Consider the following 13,536-nt stretch of genomic DNA (forward strand, 5'->3'; position numbering starts at 1 on the left):
CTAGGCCCGCCCGCGCTGCTCCACAAGCCGGAAGGCGCTCACCCCCGCCGGGCAAAGGCGAGGCCGGCCGCGAGCCCAAGCCCGAGCGCAAGCGCCACGGCCGTGAGGCCGTAGGCGAAGCCGTGGCGGTGGGCGAAGAGCCAGATGGCGCGCTCGAACCCGGTCTTGTCGATGATGATGGGGGCGGTTGCCCGCGCCCGCACCCGGCCGTCGCGGATGAGGTAGATCTCGGCACGATAGTCGCCCACCGGCACTGCCGAGGGGATGGGGATGCGCGCGCGGTAGAGGACGTCGGCGGTGATGCGCACGCCATAGGGCTGCTCGACATAGAGCCCGGCCTTCCGGCGCAGGGCAAGAAGGCCGTCCTGGAAGCGGCGGCCGGTCTCGGGGTCGACGGCGGTTGCCGGCGAGAGCTGGAGGTAGGAGAGGCCGATCTCGTAGATCGCCGCGTTGCGTTCGTCGAGGAGCTGGTCGACCGGCGCCGAGGTCGCCACCGCATAGAAGCCGGGCGCGCTCTCGAAGCGCACGGCCTCGCGGTTCACCCAGATCCCGAGCACGCGGCCCTTGCGGCGGATGGTGAGGGGCTCGGCCGGCCCGCGGATGACGATCGCGATCCCGGGCACGTCGGCAGGAAGGCGGCCGCCCGGATACTGGATGGCGCCGAAGACGAGGAGCTCTTCGCCCGCGAAGCGGTAGGAGATGTCGATCCGGCTCTGCGAGAGGTCGGCAACCAGGGTCGGCTCGGCGGCCCGCGCCAGGGCCGGAAGAAGCGCAAGAAGGAGCGCGAGGAGCGCCCTCATGCGAGCGCCGTCTCGATCGAGTAGAGGTCGCTCGGGGTGAGCGTCAGGCCCACGAGCAGCCGCAGCGCGACGGCCAGCACGAGGAGCGCGAGCGCAAGGCGCAGGCGCTCGGGCGCAAGGCGCTGCGCCATCCTGGCCCCGAGCTGGGCGCCGACGACGCCGCCCACCAGCAGCAGGGCCGCAAGCACGATGTCCACCGTCTGCGACTGGACGGCGTGGAGAAGCGTGGTGACGGCCGTCACGAACACGATCTGGAACAGGCTCGTGCCGACGACCGTCGCGGCGGCCATGCCGAGGAGGTAGAGCATGGCGGGCACCAGGATGAACCCGCCGCCGACCCCCATGATGACGGTGAGCACGCCGACGAGGGCGCCGATGAGGAAGGGCGCGAGCGGCGAGATGTAGAGGCCGGAACGGGGAAAGCGCATCCGCCACGGGAGCACGGCAACCAGCGGATGGTGGCGGCGCGTCGGCCGGGGCGCGGGGGCCCCCGACCGCAGCCGGCGCAGCGCGGCCAGCGACTCCTTCAGCATGAGGAGGCCGATGGTGCCGAGAAGCGCCACGTAGGTGAGGCCGATCACCACGTCGACCTGGCCGATGGTCTGGAGGCGCTGGAAGAGGAGGGAGCCGGCAGCCGCCCCCACGAGCCCGCCGCCCACCATGACGAGCCCCATCTTCACGTCCACGCCGCCCGCCCGGTAATGGTTGAGGGCGCCCGAGACCGACGCGCCGGTCACCTGGGTGGCGGAGGACGCGACGGCGATGGCTGGCGGAATGCCGTAGAAGATGAGGAGGGGCGTGGTGAGAAACCCGCCGCCCACCCCGAACATGCCGGAGAGGAAGCCGACGCCGAGCCCCAGCGCCACGATCACGAGCGCGTTGACCGACATCTCGGCGATCGGGAGGTAGAGATCCACGACCGTCCGCTTATCGGGCGAAGGCGGCAGCGAAAAGGCGCCGCCGACCCGGCCGCGGCGGCGCCTCCCGGGCCGGCCGGCGTTCCCGCGCGGCCGGGGTGCCCCAGGTCAGGCGATGACGGTTGGCACCACGCCGTCGCGCCGGCGCCGGCGCATCGCCCAGCCGACGAGGCCGAAGCCGGCAACCAGCATCGCCCAGACGCCGGGCTCGGGAATGACGCCGGCCGCGATGTTGTCGAACTCGAAGCTGTTCTGCCCCGAGGTGAAGACGATGCGGTTGACCGGCGTCGCCCCGAACTGGAAGAGGAAGCGGGCGTTGGCGTTGGGGTCGGTGCCGGAGCCGTTGGCGACACCCGGTGCCGCGAGCGCCGAGCCGGTGAAGCTCGCGACGAGGCCGGAGGGCCCGAAGAAGCGGACAAGGTTGGTCGGGTCGAGCGAGCCGACGTCGAACGAGACCGAGCGCAGGAGCGGGGTGTCGATGATCGCCGTCTCGAGCGGCGTGCGGCGCACCGACATGTAGAGGCTCGGGTTGCCCGGAAGCGGCCGCGCGATGCCGGGGATGAGCCCCGCCGCGCCGCTGTAGACCCCGGCATTGCCCGAGACGGTGAAGCCGGGGGCGGGCGGCGCGTCGAAGGTGACGGCGAGGATTTCGCCGGGGGCAAGCGTGCCATAGGGCGCCTTCACGAACGAGACGGCGCCAGCAGCAGAGGCGAGCGTGGCGGCTGCGGCAGCAGCAAGAAGGATGCGCATGGACCTGACTCCTGACGGGTGTTGCCGTCGAGTTACGGCGGACAAGCGCGCGCTCCAACCGGCGCTCCGCCGGATTCACGATGATTGACATTGCGTTAGGCATCTTTGTCCGGGACCTTGCCGAGGCGGGCCACGCGCGCCATGTCGATGGCCATGACCGAACCCGTCCACGTCATCGGCGGCGGCCTTGCCGGCTCGGAGGCCGCCTGGCAGCTGGCGCAGGCCGGCCACCCCGTCGTGCTCCACGAGATGCGGGGGGACGTGATGACGCCGGCGCACCGGACCGACCGGCTGGCCGAGCTCGTCTGCTCGAACAGCTTCCGCTCAGGCGATGCCGAGCGCAACGCCGTCGGCCTCCTCCACGCCGAGATGCGTGCGCTCGGCTCGCTGGTGATGGCAGCGGCCGACGGCGCCCGCGTGCCCGCAGGCTCGGCGCTCGCGGTCGACCGCGACCTCTTCGCCGCCGAGGTCACGCAGCGGGTCTCGGCGCACCCGCGCATCGCGCTGGTCCGCGAGGAGGTGCGGGCCATCCCGCCCCACTGGGCTGACGTCATCGTCGCGACCGGGCCGCTCACCTCCGACGCGCTCGCCGCGCACATCCAGACGCTCACCGGCGAGGCGCACCTCGCCTTCTTCGATGCGATCGCGCCCATCGTCCATGCCGAGACGGTCGACATGGGAATCGCCTGGCGCCAGTCCCGCTGGGACCGGGGCAGCCCCGACGGCGACGGCGACGATTATGTCAACTGCCCGCTCGACCGGGAGCAGTATCGCGCGTTCGTGGCCGCCCTCCTTGCGGGCGAGAAGATGGCCTTCAAGGACTGGGAGCATGTGCCCTACTTCGAGGGGTGCATGCCGATCGAGGTGATGGCCGAGCGCGGGCCCGAGACGCTCCGCTTCGGGCCGATGAAGCCGGTCGGCCTCACCGATCCGCGGACCGGCCGGCGGCCCTATGCCGTCGTCCAGCTCCGGCGGGAGAACCGCGCCGGCACGCTCCTCAACATGGTCGGCTTCCAGACCAAGCTGAAGCACGGCGAGCAGGTGCGGATCTTCCGCACCATCCCGGGGCTCGCGCGCGCCGAGTTCGCCCGGCTCGGCGGCCTCCACCGCAACAGCTTCATCCGCTCGCCGGTCCTGCTCGACTCGTGGCTGCGGCTGAAGGCCGACCCGCGGATCCGCTTCGCCGGCCAGATCACGGGCTGCGAGGGCTATGTGGAAAGCGCCGCCATCGGCCTTCTGGCCGGGCGGTTCGTCGCTGCCGCGCGCGCGGGGCGCCCGCTCGGCCCGCCGCCGCCGGAAACCGCGCTCGGCGCGCTCCTCGCCCACATCACGGGGGCCGCCAACCCCGAGACCTTCCAGCCCATGAACGTGAACTTCGGCCTGTTCCCGCCGGTGGACGGGGCGGGCCGGCGCGACCGCAAGGCGATGATGACGGCGCGCGCGCGGGCTGCGCTTCAGCAGTGGATCGCCGGAAGCGGGGGCCAAGCGGGCGGGGCGGCCACACCCGAGCCTGCCGCGAGGCCGGCGCTGCCGGCGGCCGCCGGCTGAGACCCGGCCTTGCGCCGGGCACGGCGCCGGCTAGGGACGGGTGCAGGGTTTTCAAGAACGGGGAGGGGGAGATGGGGCGGCTCGAGGGCAAGCGGGCGCTGGTGACGGGAGCCGCCTCGGGGCTCGGCCGGCGCATTGCCGAGCGGTTCGTGGGCGAAGGCGCGCGCGTGCTCCTGACCGACATCGCCGGCGACGCGGTGGCCGCGGTGGCGCAAGGGCTCGGCCAGCCCTGGGCCCGGCTCGACGTCACGAACCCTGAGGAGTGGACGGCCGCGCTCGACGTGGCCGCCGCCGCCTTCGGCGGGCTCGAGCTCCTCGTCAACAACGCCGGGATCGGCCCGGGCGGCACGGTCGAGGAGACCACGCTCGAGACCTGGCGCCGCTGCCATGCCATCAACCTCGACGGCACCTTCCTCGGCTGCAAGCTGGCGCTGCCCCTCATGCGCGAGACGACCGCGCGCGACGGCACGCTGGGGGCCATCCTCAACCTCTCCTCGATCGCCGGGGTGATCGCCGCGGCCAACATGGCCGCCTACAACAGCGCCAAGGCCGCGGTGCGCCACTTCACCAAGTCGGTCGCGCTGCACTGCGCGCGGGAGGGCGGGCGGATCCGCGCCAACTCGCTCCACCCCGCCTTCATCGACACGCCGATCCTCGACAATTTCGAGGTGCCGGGCCTCGACCGCGCGGGCCTTCTCGCCAAGCTCGGCCGGCAGATCCCGCTCGGCCGCGTGGGCGAGCCCGACGACGTGGCCTGGGCGGCGGTCTACCTCTGCTCGGACGAGGCGAAGTTCGTGACCGGCGCCGAGCTCTTCATCGACGGCGGCATCAGCGCCCGCTAGCTTCCTCGCGCACCAGCCGGACGAGCTCGTAGACGAGGTCGAGCGCGGCGCGGGGGCTGAGCGTATCGGGGGCAACGGCGCGCAGGCGCTCGCGCAGGGCGTCGGCCGGCCGAGGCGGCGCGGCGGGGGGAGAAGCCGCGCGGAACAGCGGCAGGTCGGCGAGCGCCTCGGCGGCGCCACGGCCCACCTCGCCCGCCTCCAGCCGGGCGAGCACCTCCCGCGCCCGGGCCAGCACCGGTTCGGGCACGCCGGCGACGCGCGCCACTTCGAGGCCGAAGCTCCCGGGCGCTGCCCCTGCGGCAATCTCGTGAAGGAAGACCAGCCGGCCGTTCCATTCCTTGGCCCGGGCGCAGCGCAGTGCGATGCCGGGCTGCTGGCCTGCCAGCGCGGTCAGCTCATGGTAGTGGGTGGCAAAGAGCGTGCGGCAGCCGCGCGCGGCAAGTGCTTCCGTCACTGCCCAGGCGAGCGCGAGACCGTCCCAGGTGGCGGTGCCGCGCCCGACCTCGTCGAGGAGGACAAGCGAGCGCTCGGTCGCGCCGCGGAGGATGGCCGCGGTCTCCGCCATCTCCACCATGAAGGTGGAGCGCCCCTCGGCGAGGCTGTCGGAGGCGCCGACCCGGCTGAACAGCCGGTCGACGATTCCGAGCCGGGCTTCGGCCGCGGGCACGAAGCTCCCGGCCTGGGCGAGGACGGCGACGAGGGCGTTCTGGCGCAGGAAGGTCGACTTGCCGCCCATGTTGGGGCCGGTCACGAGCCACAGCCGCTCCTCCCCCTCGAGGCGGCAGTCGTTGGGGACGAAGGGCTCGCCTCCCGCCTGCCGCGCTGCCTCGACGACCGGGTGGCGCCCGGCGGTGACCGCGAACTCGGTGCCGTCGGTGAGTTCGGGGCGAACCCAGCCGCCTTCGGCTGCCCGCTCGGCAAGGGCTGCGGCCATGTCGCAGGCGGCAAGTGCTGCTGCGCGGGCGCTGATGGCATCGGCCCAGGCGAGCACGGCTTCCGTCAGCCGCGCGAGGTGCGCGGCCTCGATGGCGAGCGCCTCCTCGGCAGAAGTCGCAATCCGGTCGGCGAGCGCCCTGAGGCGCGGCTCGTCGAACCGCATGGCGCTGCCGAGCGTCTGGCGGTGGAGGAAGCTGCCGGGGAGCACCGGCCCGTGCCGGCTCGGCACCTCGACATGGTAGCCGAGCACGCCGTTGTGGCGGATCCTGAGGCTCTGCACCCCCGTCTCTGCGCGCAGCGTGGCCTCGAGCGCGGCAATCGCAGCCCGGCCATCGGTCGCAAGCCGGCGCGCCTCGTCGAGCGCGGGGTCGGCGCCGTCGGCGATCGCGCCTCCGGCGCTCGCCTCCACCGGTGGGCGCTCGGCAAGCACCGCGAGCGCCTGCGAAAGCTCGGCAAGCGGTGCAAGCGCCTCGGCGAGGCCGCCGAGCGGCCCGTCTGAGGGAAGCAGGGCCGAAAGCCGGCCGGCGGCCGCAAGCCCGTCGCGGATCTGGGCGAGGTCGGGCGGGCGACCGCGGCCGGCGGCAAGCCGGGCGAGCGCGCGGGCGAGGTCGGGCGCCTGACGCAGGAGCGCGCGGGTCTCGGCGCGAAGGCGGGAGTTGGCGAGGAAGGCCTCAACGCGGTCGAGCCGGGCCTCGATCGGCTCGCGCCGGGCAAGCGGGGCAGCGAGCGCGTCGGCAAGCAGCCGGGCGCCGGCTGCCGTCACCGTGCGGTCGACGGCCGCGAGCAGGCTGCCGGCCCGGGTGCCGCCGCTGCCGCGCACCAGCTCGAGGCTTGCCCGGCTCGCGGCGTCGATCGCCATCACCGCCTCGGCCTCGAACCGGCGGGGCGGCTGGAGCCGGACGGGCGCACCGCGCGCGGTGCGGTCGATGTGCGCGAGAAGGCCGCCGAGCGCCGCGAGCGCCGGGCGGCCGAAGCCCTCGGCCGCACCCGGGCCGAAGCGGCGCACGAGCGCCCGCTCGGCCTCGAGGCTGTCGAAGCCGGGGAGGCTGGCCGAGGTCAGGGTCTCGGCCGGGGCAAGCCGCGCCAGCTCGTCGGCAACGGCCTCGGCCGCGACTTCGCCGGCGGCGAGCTCGCCGGTCGAGACATCGGCCCAGGCAAGCCCCGCCCGGTCTCCGGCCGGAAAGACGGCGGCGAGCAGGCTTCGGCCGCGCGGGTCGAGCAGGCGCTCCTCCATGAGCGTGCCGGGGGTCAGCACGCGGACGATCTCGCGGCGGACGATGGCCTTGGCGCCGCGCCGGCGGGCGGCGGCCGGGTCCTCCATCTGCTCGGCAATCGCGACCGCCCGGCCGGCGCGGACGAGGCGGGCAAGATAGGCCTCCTGCGCATGGACCGGGATGCCGCACATGGGCACCGGCCGGCCCTCGTGCTCGCCGCGGGCAGTGAGCGCGATGTCGAGCAGGCGCGCCACCTCGCGCGCGTCGTCGAAGAAGGCCTCGTAGAAGTCGCCCATGCGCACGAGGAGGAGCGCATCCCCGGCCTCGGCCTTGAGGGCGAGCACCTGGCCCATCATCGGGGTCGCGCCCGGCGCGATTGCGGAGCCCATGGCCGCCTCGTAAGAGGTCGGCGGACGTTTCGCAAAAGGGAGTGGCAGCGCCGATGGCCGACCAGGACCGCCCGGTCTTCTCCGAGCGCGAGGCCCTCCTGTTCCACTCCGCGATCCGGCCGGGCAAGCTCGAGATCGTCGCGACGAAGCCGATGGCGACGCAGCGGGATCTTTCGCTCGCCTACTCGCCCGGCGTCGCCGTGCCGGTGCTTGCCATCGCCGAGACGCCCGAGGCCGCCTACGACTACACCGCCAAGGGGAACCTGGTGGCCGTGATTTCCAACGGCACCGCCATCCTCGGGCTCGGCAACCTCGGGGCGCTTGCCGCCAAGCCGGTCATGGAAGGCAAGGCGGTGCTCTTCAAGCGCTTCGCCGACGTCGACTCGATCGACCTCGAGATCGCAACCGAAGATGTCGAGCGCTTCATCCAGGCGGTCGAGCTGCTCGAGCCGAGCTTCGGGGGCATCAACCTCGAGGACATCAAGGCGCCGGAATGCTTCATCATCGAGGACGAGCTCCGGTCGCGGATGAACATCCCCGTCTTCCACGACGACCAGCACGGCACCGCGATCATCGCGGCCGCCGGCCTCATCAACGCTGCTTACCTCACGGGCCGTGACCTCCGCGACATCCGCCTCGTCGTCAACGGCGCAGGGGCGGCCGCGATTGCCTGCGCCGAACTCGTCAAGGCGCTGGGCGTGCCCTCCGACCAGGTGATCCTCTGCGATTCCAAGGGGGTCGTGTGGCAGGGACGCACCGAGGGCATGAACCAGTGGAAGGCGGCGCACGCCGCGCCGACCCCGGCCCGGACGCTTGCCGAGGCGCTGGAAGGAGCCGACGTCTTCTTCGGGCTCTCGGTCAAGGATGCGCTGACGCCCGAGATGGTGCAGCGCATGGCGCCGCGGCCCATCATCTTCGCCATGGCCAACCCCGATCCCGAGATCCGGCCCGAGGTGGCGCGCGAGGTCAGGCCCGATGCGATCATCGCGACGGGCCGGTCGGACTACCCCAACCAGGTCAACAACGTCCTCGGCTTTCCCTACATCTTCCGCGGCGCGCTCGACGTGCGCGCGACCAAGATCAACGAGGAGATGAAGCTGGCCGCCGCCCGCGCGCTTGCCGAGCTCGCGCGCGAGACGGTGCCCGACGAGGTGGCCTCGGCCTATGGCGGCGGGCGCGTCTTCGGGCCCGACTACATCATCCCCGCTCCCTTCGACCCGCGGCTCATCGAGGCCGTGCCGGCGGCAGTCGCGAAGGCGGCCATGGACTCGGGCGTGGCCCGCCGGCCGATCTTCGACATGGAGGCCTACAAGCTCGAGCTCCGGGCCCGGCTCAACCCCACCTCCTCGGCGCTCGCCGCCACCTTCGAGGCCGCGCGCGCCCGGCCGCGGCGGGTGGTGTTCGCCGAGGGCGAGCAGGAGGTGGTGCTGCGCGCGGCGGTCTCGTTCCGCGCCTCCGGCTACGGCGAGCCGATCCTCGTCGGCCGCGAGGAGCCGATCCTCGAGGCCTTCCAGCGCATTGGCGTGAACGACCCCGAGACCTACCGGATCCACAACAGCTCGAACAGCCCGCTCGTTCCCGAGATGGTCGAGCGGCTTTACGCGCGGCTGCAGCGGCTCGGCTGGCTCCGGCGGGACTGCCAGCGCATGGTGAACCACGAGCGCAACATCTTCGGCGCGCTCCTCCTCGAACTCGGCGAGGCCGATGTCTTCGTCTCGGGCATCACCCGCCACTTCACCCAGGTCTTCGCCCAGCTGAAGCTGGTGGTGGACCCAAAACCCGGCCACGTGCCCTTCGGCTTCCACATCTTCGCCGGCCGGCAGTCGACCATCCTCGTCGCCGACACCACGGTCAACGAGCGGCCGACTGCCGAGATGCTGGCCGACATCGCCACCACGACTGCCGAGGCCGCCCGCCGGCTCGGGATCGAGCCCCGTGTCGCCTTCGTCTCCTACTCCAACTTCGGCAACCCGCCGGGCGAGCACCTCGGCGAGATGCGCGAGGCCGTCGCGCTCCTCGACAAGCGCCGTCCGCCCTTCGAGTATGACGGCGAGATGTCGGCCGACGTCGCGCTCAACCCCAGGATGCGCGACGTCTACCCCTTCATCCGCCTGACCGGGCCTGCCAACGTGCTGGTGATGCCGGGCCTCCAGTCCGCCAACATCGGCGCCAAGCTCCTGAAGGAACTCGGCGGCGGCCGGGTGCTCGGGCCGTGCCTCATGAACATGTCGCGAAGCGTGCAGGTGGCGCCGATGACGGCGGGCGCCTCCGATCTCGTGACGCTCGCCGCCCTCGCGGCCGCCGGGGTCGTCGGCTAGCAGCGCCTTCCGGCATGCCGCCGCTCCTCATGATCCACGGCATGTGGGGCCGGCCGGAGACCTTCGCCCGGCTCCGGCCTGAGCTTGCGGCGGCCGGAATCGCCTCGGTCGCTCCCGCACTGCCCTGCCACGACATTCCGCCCGGAAGCCCGGCACCGCCCGCGCTCGGGCGGATCCGGCTCGAGGACTATGTGACGGCGCTCGCTGCCGAAGTGGCGGCGCTCGGCGAGGCCCCCGTCATCCTCGGCCACTCGCTCGGCGGGCTCCTCGCCCAGCTGGTCGCCGCCCGCACCGGCGCCGCCGGGCTCATCCTCCTCGCGCCGGCGCCCTCGGCCCAGACGCTGCGCCCTTCCCTTGCGCAGGCGGCAACGCTCCGCCGGGTGACGCTCGGCTGGGGCTGGTGGCGCAGGCCGACCCTGATCGACGCGGAGGCCGCGCGCTTCGGAGTCTTCAACGGCGTGCCGGAGGCCGAAGCCGCGGAGGGGGTCGGCCTTCTCACCTGGGACTCCGGGCCTGTGCTGGCGCAGCTGGCCTTCCCATTCCTCGACCCGCAGCGGGGCTCCCGCGTGGGCTACGAGCGCCTGCGCATGCCCGCGCTCGTGCTGTTCGGCGCGCGTGACCGGATCGCGACCGCCGCGACCGCCCGGGAGACGGCGCGCCGCCTGACCGGCCGGGTCGACTATCTCGCCTGGGCAGACTGCGGGCACTGGTTCTTCCACGATGCCATCCGGCCCCGGCTTGCCGAGGCGATCGGCCGGTTCATGGCAGGCCTCTGATGGCGTTGACGCCAGCCGGCGCCGCCCATAGCGTGAACCGAGGCGAGCATGGGCGCCCCCGGCCGGGGAGACGCGGGTGATGACGGAGAGAGCTGGGGTGTCGCGTCCGGAGTGGTCGCGCCCGGGGGTGTCGCGCCGGGGCGTGTTCGCCGGCGCTGCCGGCCTTGTCGCGCTGGCCGGCGCGCCGGGGGCCGGGCGGGCCGCGCCGGCGCCCGCGCCCGCGCTCTTCGGCCCGCCGCCGGGCGTCGCCCAGCTGTCCCGGAACGAGAACCCCTACGGCCCGTCGCCGGCCGCGCTTCGCGCCATCGCCGAGACGGCCGCGCTCGGCTGCTGGTATGCCAACGCGGCGACCGAACGGCTGGCGGCCATGATCGCCGAGCGCAACGGGCTTGCCCCCGACCACGTCATGGTCGGCGCCGGCTCGTCCGAAGTGCTCGACTGCGCCACCATGGCCTTCGGCCGGAGCGGGGCGATCGTCGCGCCCGAGCTCCTGTTCGACCCGCCGCTTGCCTATGCGGAGGGCAAGGGGGTGGAAGTCCGCCGCGTGCCGCTTGCCCCGGACATGGGGATCGACCTCGACGCGCTCGCTGCGGCGGCGCGGGCGCCGGGCGTGGCGCTTGTCCACCTCTGCAACCCCAACAACCCGACCGGCCTTGCGATTCCGGGCGCGACGCTTGCTGCGTTCATCGACCGCCTGCCAGGCCACGTGACCGTGCTGGTGGACGAAGCCTATAACGAGCTCACGCCCGACCCGCCGGCCTTCTCGGTGGTGGGCCGGGTGCGCGCCGGAGACCGCGTGATCGTGACGCGCACCTTCTCCAAGCTCCACGGGCTGGCCGGCCTCCGGGTCGGCTATGCGCTCGGCCGGCCGGACCTTCTCGAGCGGCTGCGGCCCTGGAGCATGTCGGTCGGTGGCAACACCGCGGGACTCGCCGCGGCCGTCGCCAGCCTCGACGATGCGCCGTTCCTTGCCATGTCGCGCGCGCGGATCGTGGAGGGGCGGGAGATGATCGCGGCGGCCGCCGCCGCGCAGGGCTTGCCGACCCTGCCATCGGCTGCCAACTTCGTCCTGGTGCGCGTGCCCGACGCCGAGCGGCTGCGCGCAGCACTGGCGGCCGAGAAGATCCTCGTGCGCGGGCCCTACGGCCGCTTCCGCGAGTGGTCGCGGGTCTCGTGCGGGCGGCTGGAGGACATCCGCCGCTATGCCGAGGCGCTGCCGCGCGCGCTTGCGGCATGACCGCGGTCCGGTTGGTGCGGCGCGGCCGTTCCGCTTCGGCAGGGGGGCCGGGCGGCCGGGTGGAACGGGCGTTAACGGAATTTCAAGTGGAGTCCTGGCCGGACCTGGGGTAGGGCGCTTCTGCCATGAGTCCGCGCGAACGGATCCTTGAACCCTACACGCGGCGCGTGAACGACCTGCCGCACCGGCTGCGCAAGACCCTGGCCGTCTCGGCCATACTCTTCGTTGCAATGGTGGTCGGTTTCCTGACAGCCGTCCTGCCGCAGGAGTTCATTGTCATTCCCCTGCTGCCGCTGATCGTCCTTCTCCTTGTCGTGCTCTGGATGGCGCCGGACATCGATCCCGAGCTTGATCGCAGCGTGTGCAAACTTTTCCTGCTTTACACGGGGGCAGCGCTGGTCTGGCCGCACTATGTGGCGTTCGTCCTTCCGGGCGTCGGCTATCTCACGCCGCCCCGGCTGTTCCTCATTCCGATGGTTGCCGTGGCGATCTACTTCATCGCCACCTCAAGCCGGGCGCGGGGCATGATCGCGGACGGGTTCAACGTGTCGTCCGTGGCGAAGTGGTCGTTCATCTTCTTCATCGTGGCCCAGGCTGCCATCACTATCGCGACCAACACTGTGAACAGCCGCTGGCTCCTTGGGCTCGTCATCTGGTATTTCATGACGGTCGCTGCCGTCATCGTCTTTTCCTATGAGGGCACGGTCCGCAGGTTCGTCGGCCTCATCCTTGCCGGGGTCATCGTCGTCTGCCTTTCTGCCTTTGCGGAATGGACCCAGAGCTACAAGTTCTGGATGGACTGGTTCCCGCCCTGGCTCCAGGGGGACCCGGAACTCTGGAACAAGGTGATGCAGGGCTCGGGGCGCGCCGGGACCGACATTTATCGGGCCTCGGGCATCCTGCTGACGCCGGTGACCGTCGGCGAGTTCATCGCCTTCACGGCGCCCTTCACCGTCTGGTATATGATCACGGCCAAGACGGTCCGCGACGGGGTGATCGGCATCCTCGTGATCATCGCGCTGGCGCTCGGCGCATGGGGTTCCTACTCGCGGACCACCTTCGTCGGCCTCATCGTCGGGCTGGGGGTCTTCGCGTTCCTCTGGTCGATCCGTCGCCACCAGCGCTCGGGCCGCACCCGCGACCTGGTGGGTCCCGCTGCGGTGTGGGCCTTCCCGGTCATGGCGCTCCTGACACTGCTCAGCGTGCTGTTCGTCGGCCGGGTGCGCCGCGCGGTTCTGGGCGGCGGGGAACACCAGTCGAGCAATGATGCGCGCAAGATCCAGTGGGAGAAGACCTTCGACCTTCTCGAAAGGAATCCGATCGGCTACGGGAGTGGCCGTTCGCCTGAGCTGATCGGCTACATGAACCCCGGCCGCAACAATTACACGGTTGATGGCTACTACATGACCCTTCTGGTCGACTACGGAATCCTGCCGTTCCTCGCCTTCGTCATCTTTTTCTTCGCTTGCGTCTGGGTTGCATCAAGCACCTACCTGCGCGCCCGGACACCCGACGAGGATGCAAGCGTCGCTGTCGCCTCCGCGCTCACCGTGTTCCTCGTGACAAAGCTGGTCTCGGCGCAGACCGAAGTGAATTACATCATGTTCCCGGTGGCGGCCATGGCGCTGGCGCTCGCCGCCCGGCAGCAGCGGCGACTGATGCGCGATGAGGCGCCGCCGGTCTGGCAGCCCCCCGCGCGCCGTGGCGTTGCGGTGCCGTCGCGCCCTGTCCTTGGACTGCCGCGCATGAGATGACGGGCGGGGGGCCGGCCCGGGGGGCTGTTCCGGGCCGATCCGGCACCGGGTGCTT

General features: G+C 72.2%; 10 protein-coding genes. 6 read left to right on the forward strand and 4 right to left on the reverse strand.

The annotated features are described in order from the left end of the window. Positions 1-38: 38 nt before the first annotated feature. The 3 genes from H3H34_RS10615 to H3H34_RS13700 all read right to left on the reverse strand — a co-directional run bounded on the left by H3H34_RS10615 (position 39) and on the right by H3H34_RS13700 (position 2,467). Positions 39-800: a TIGR02186 family protein gene (locus H3H34_RS10615; protein ID WP_194745272.1), complete on the reverse strand. Its 762-nt coding sequence runs from the start codon at positions 798-800 to the stop codon at positions 39-41. After that, positions 797-1,717: a sulfite exporter TauE/SafE family protein gene (locus tag H3H34_RS10620; RefSeq protein WP_194745273.1), complete on the reverse strand. Its 921-nt coding sequence runs from the start codon at positions 1,715-1,717 to the stop codon at positions 797-799. The genes H3H34_RS10615 and H3H34_RS10620 overlap by 4 nt, the downstream gene beginning before the upstream one ends. Positions 1,718-1,825: 108 nt before the next feature. Continuing rightward, positions 1,826-2,467: an Npun_F0296 family exosortase-dependent surface protein gene (locus H3H34_RS13700; protein ID WP_194745274.1), complete on the reverse strand. Its 642-nt coding sequence runs from the start codon at positions 2,465-2,467 to the stop codon at positions 1,826-1,828. A gap of 153 nt (positions 2,468-2,620) precedes the next feature. Here H3H34_RS13700 and trmFO point away from each other — a divergent pair, with 153 nt between their 5' ends. After that, positions 2,621-4,015, forward strand: coding sequence for a methylenetetrahydrofolate--tRNA-(uracil(54)-C(5))-methyltransferase (FADH(2)-oxidizing) TrmFO (trmFO, locus tag H3H34_RS10630; protein WP_194745275.1), 1,395 nt, complete (start codon positions 2,621-2,623; stop codon positions 4,013-4,015). A gap of 71 nt (positions 4,016-4,086) precedes the next feature. Then, positions 4,087-4,857, forward strand: coding sequence for a glucose 1-dehydrogenase (locus H3H34_RS10635; protein WP_194745276.1), 771 nt, complete (start codon positions 4,087-4,089; stop codon positions 4,855-4,857). Here the strand turns inward: H3H34_RS10635 and mutS are convergent. Further along, positions 4,844-7,396 (reverse strand): DNA mismatch repair protein MutS, encoded by a 2,553-nt coding sequence (mutS, locus tag H3H34_RS10640; RefSeq protein WP_235945758.1) that lies wholly within the window; start codon positions 7,394-7,396, stop codon positions 4,844-4,846. The genes H3H34_RS10635 and mutS overlap by 14 nt on opposite strands. A gap of 53 nt (positions 7,397-7,449) precedes the next feature. Here mutS and H3H34_RS10645 point away from each other — a divergent pair, with 53 nt between their 5' ends. The 4 genes from H3H34_RS10645 (at position 7,450) to H3H34_RS10660 (ending at position 13,481) form a co-directional block, all read left to right on the forward strand. Further along, the gene (locus H3H34_RS10645; protein WP_194745277.1) at positions 7,450-9,714 is read left to right on the forward strand and encodes an NADP-dependent malic enzyme; all 2,265 of its coding nucleotides are present in this window, start codon (positions 7,450-7,452) and stop codon (positions 9,712-9,714) included. A gap of 14 nt (positions 9,715-9,728) precedes the next feature. Beyond that, positions 9,729-10,490, forward strand: coding sequence for an alpha/beta hydrolase (locus H3H34_RS10650; RefSeq protein ID WP_194745278.1), 762 nt, complete (start codon positions 9,729-9,731; stop codon positions 10,488-10,490). A gap of 97 nt (positions 10,491-10,587) precedes the next feature. After that, positions 10,588-11,727, forward strand: coding sequence for a pyridoxal phosphate-dependent aminotransferase (locus H3H34_RS10655; protein ID WP_328831875.1), 1,140 nt, complete (start codon positions 10,588-10,590; stop codon positions 11,725-11,727). Between the two features lie 125 nt (positions 11,728-11,852). After that, positions 11,853-13,481, forward strand: a complete 1,629-nt coding sequence (locus H3H34_RS10660; protein ID WP_194745280.1) for an O-antigen ligase family protein — start codon at positions 11,853-11,855, stop codon at positions 13,479-13,481. Positions 13,482-13,536: the final 55 nt, after the last annotated feature.

This window comes from Thermaurantiacus tibetensis, from assembly GCF_015354055.1.
Taxonomy (GTDB): Bacteria; Pseudomonadota; Alphaproteobacteria; order Sphingomonadales; family Sphingomonadaceae; genus Thermaurantiacus; species Thermaurantiacus tibetensis.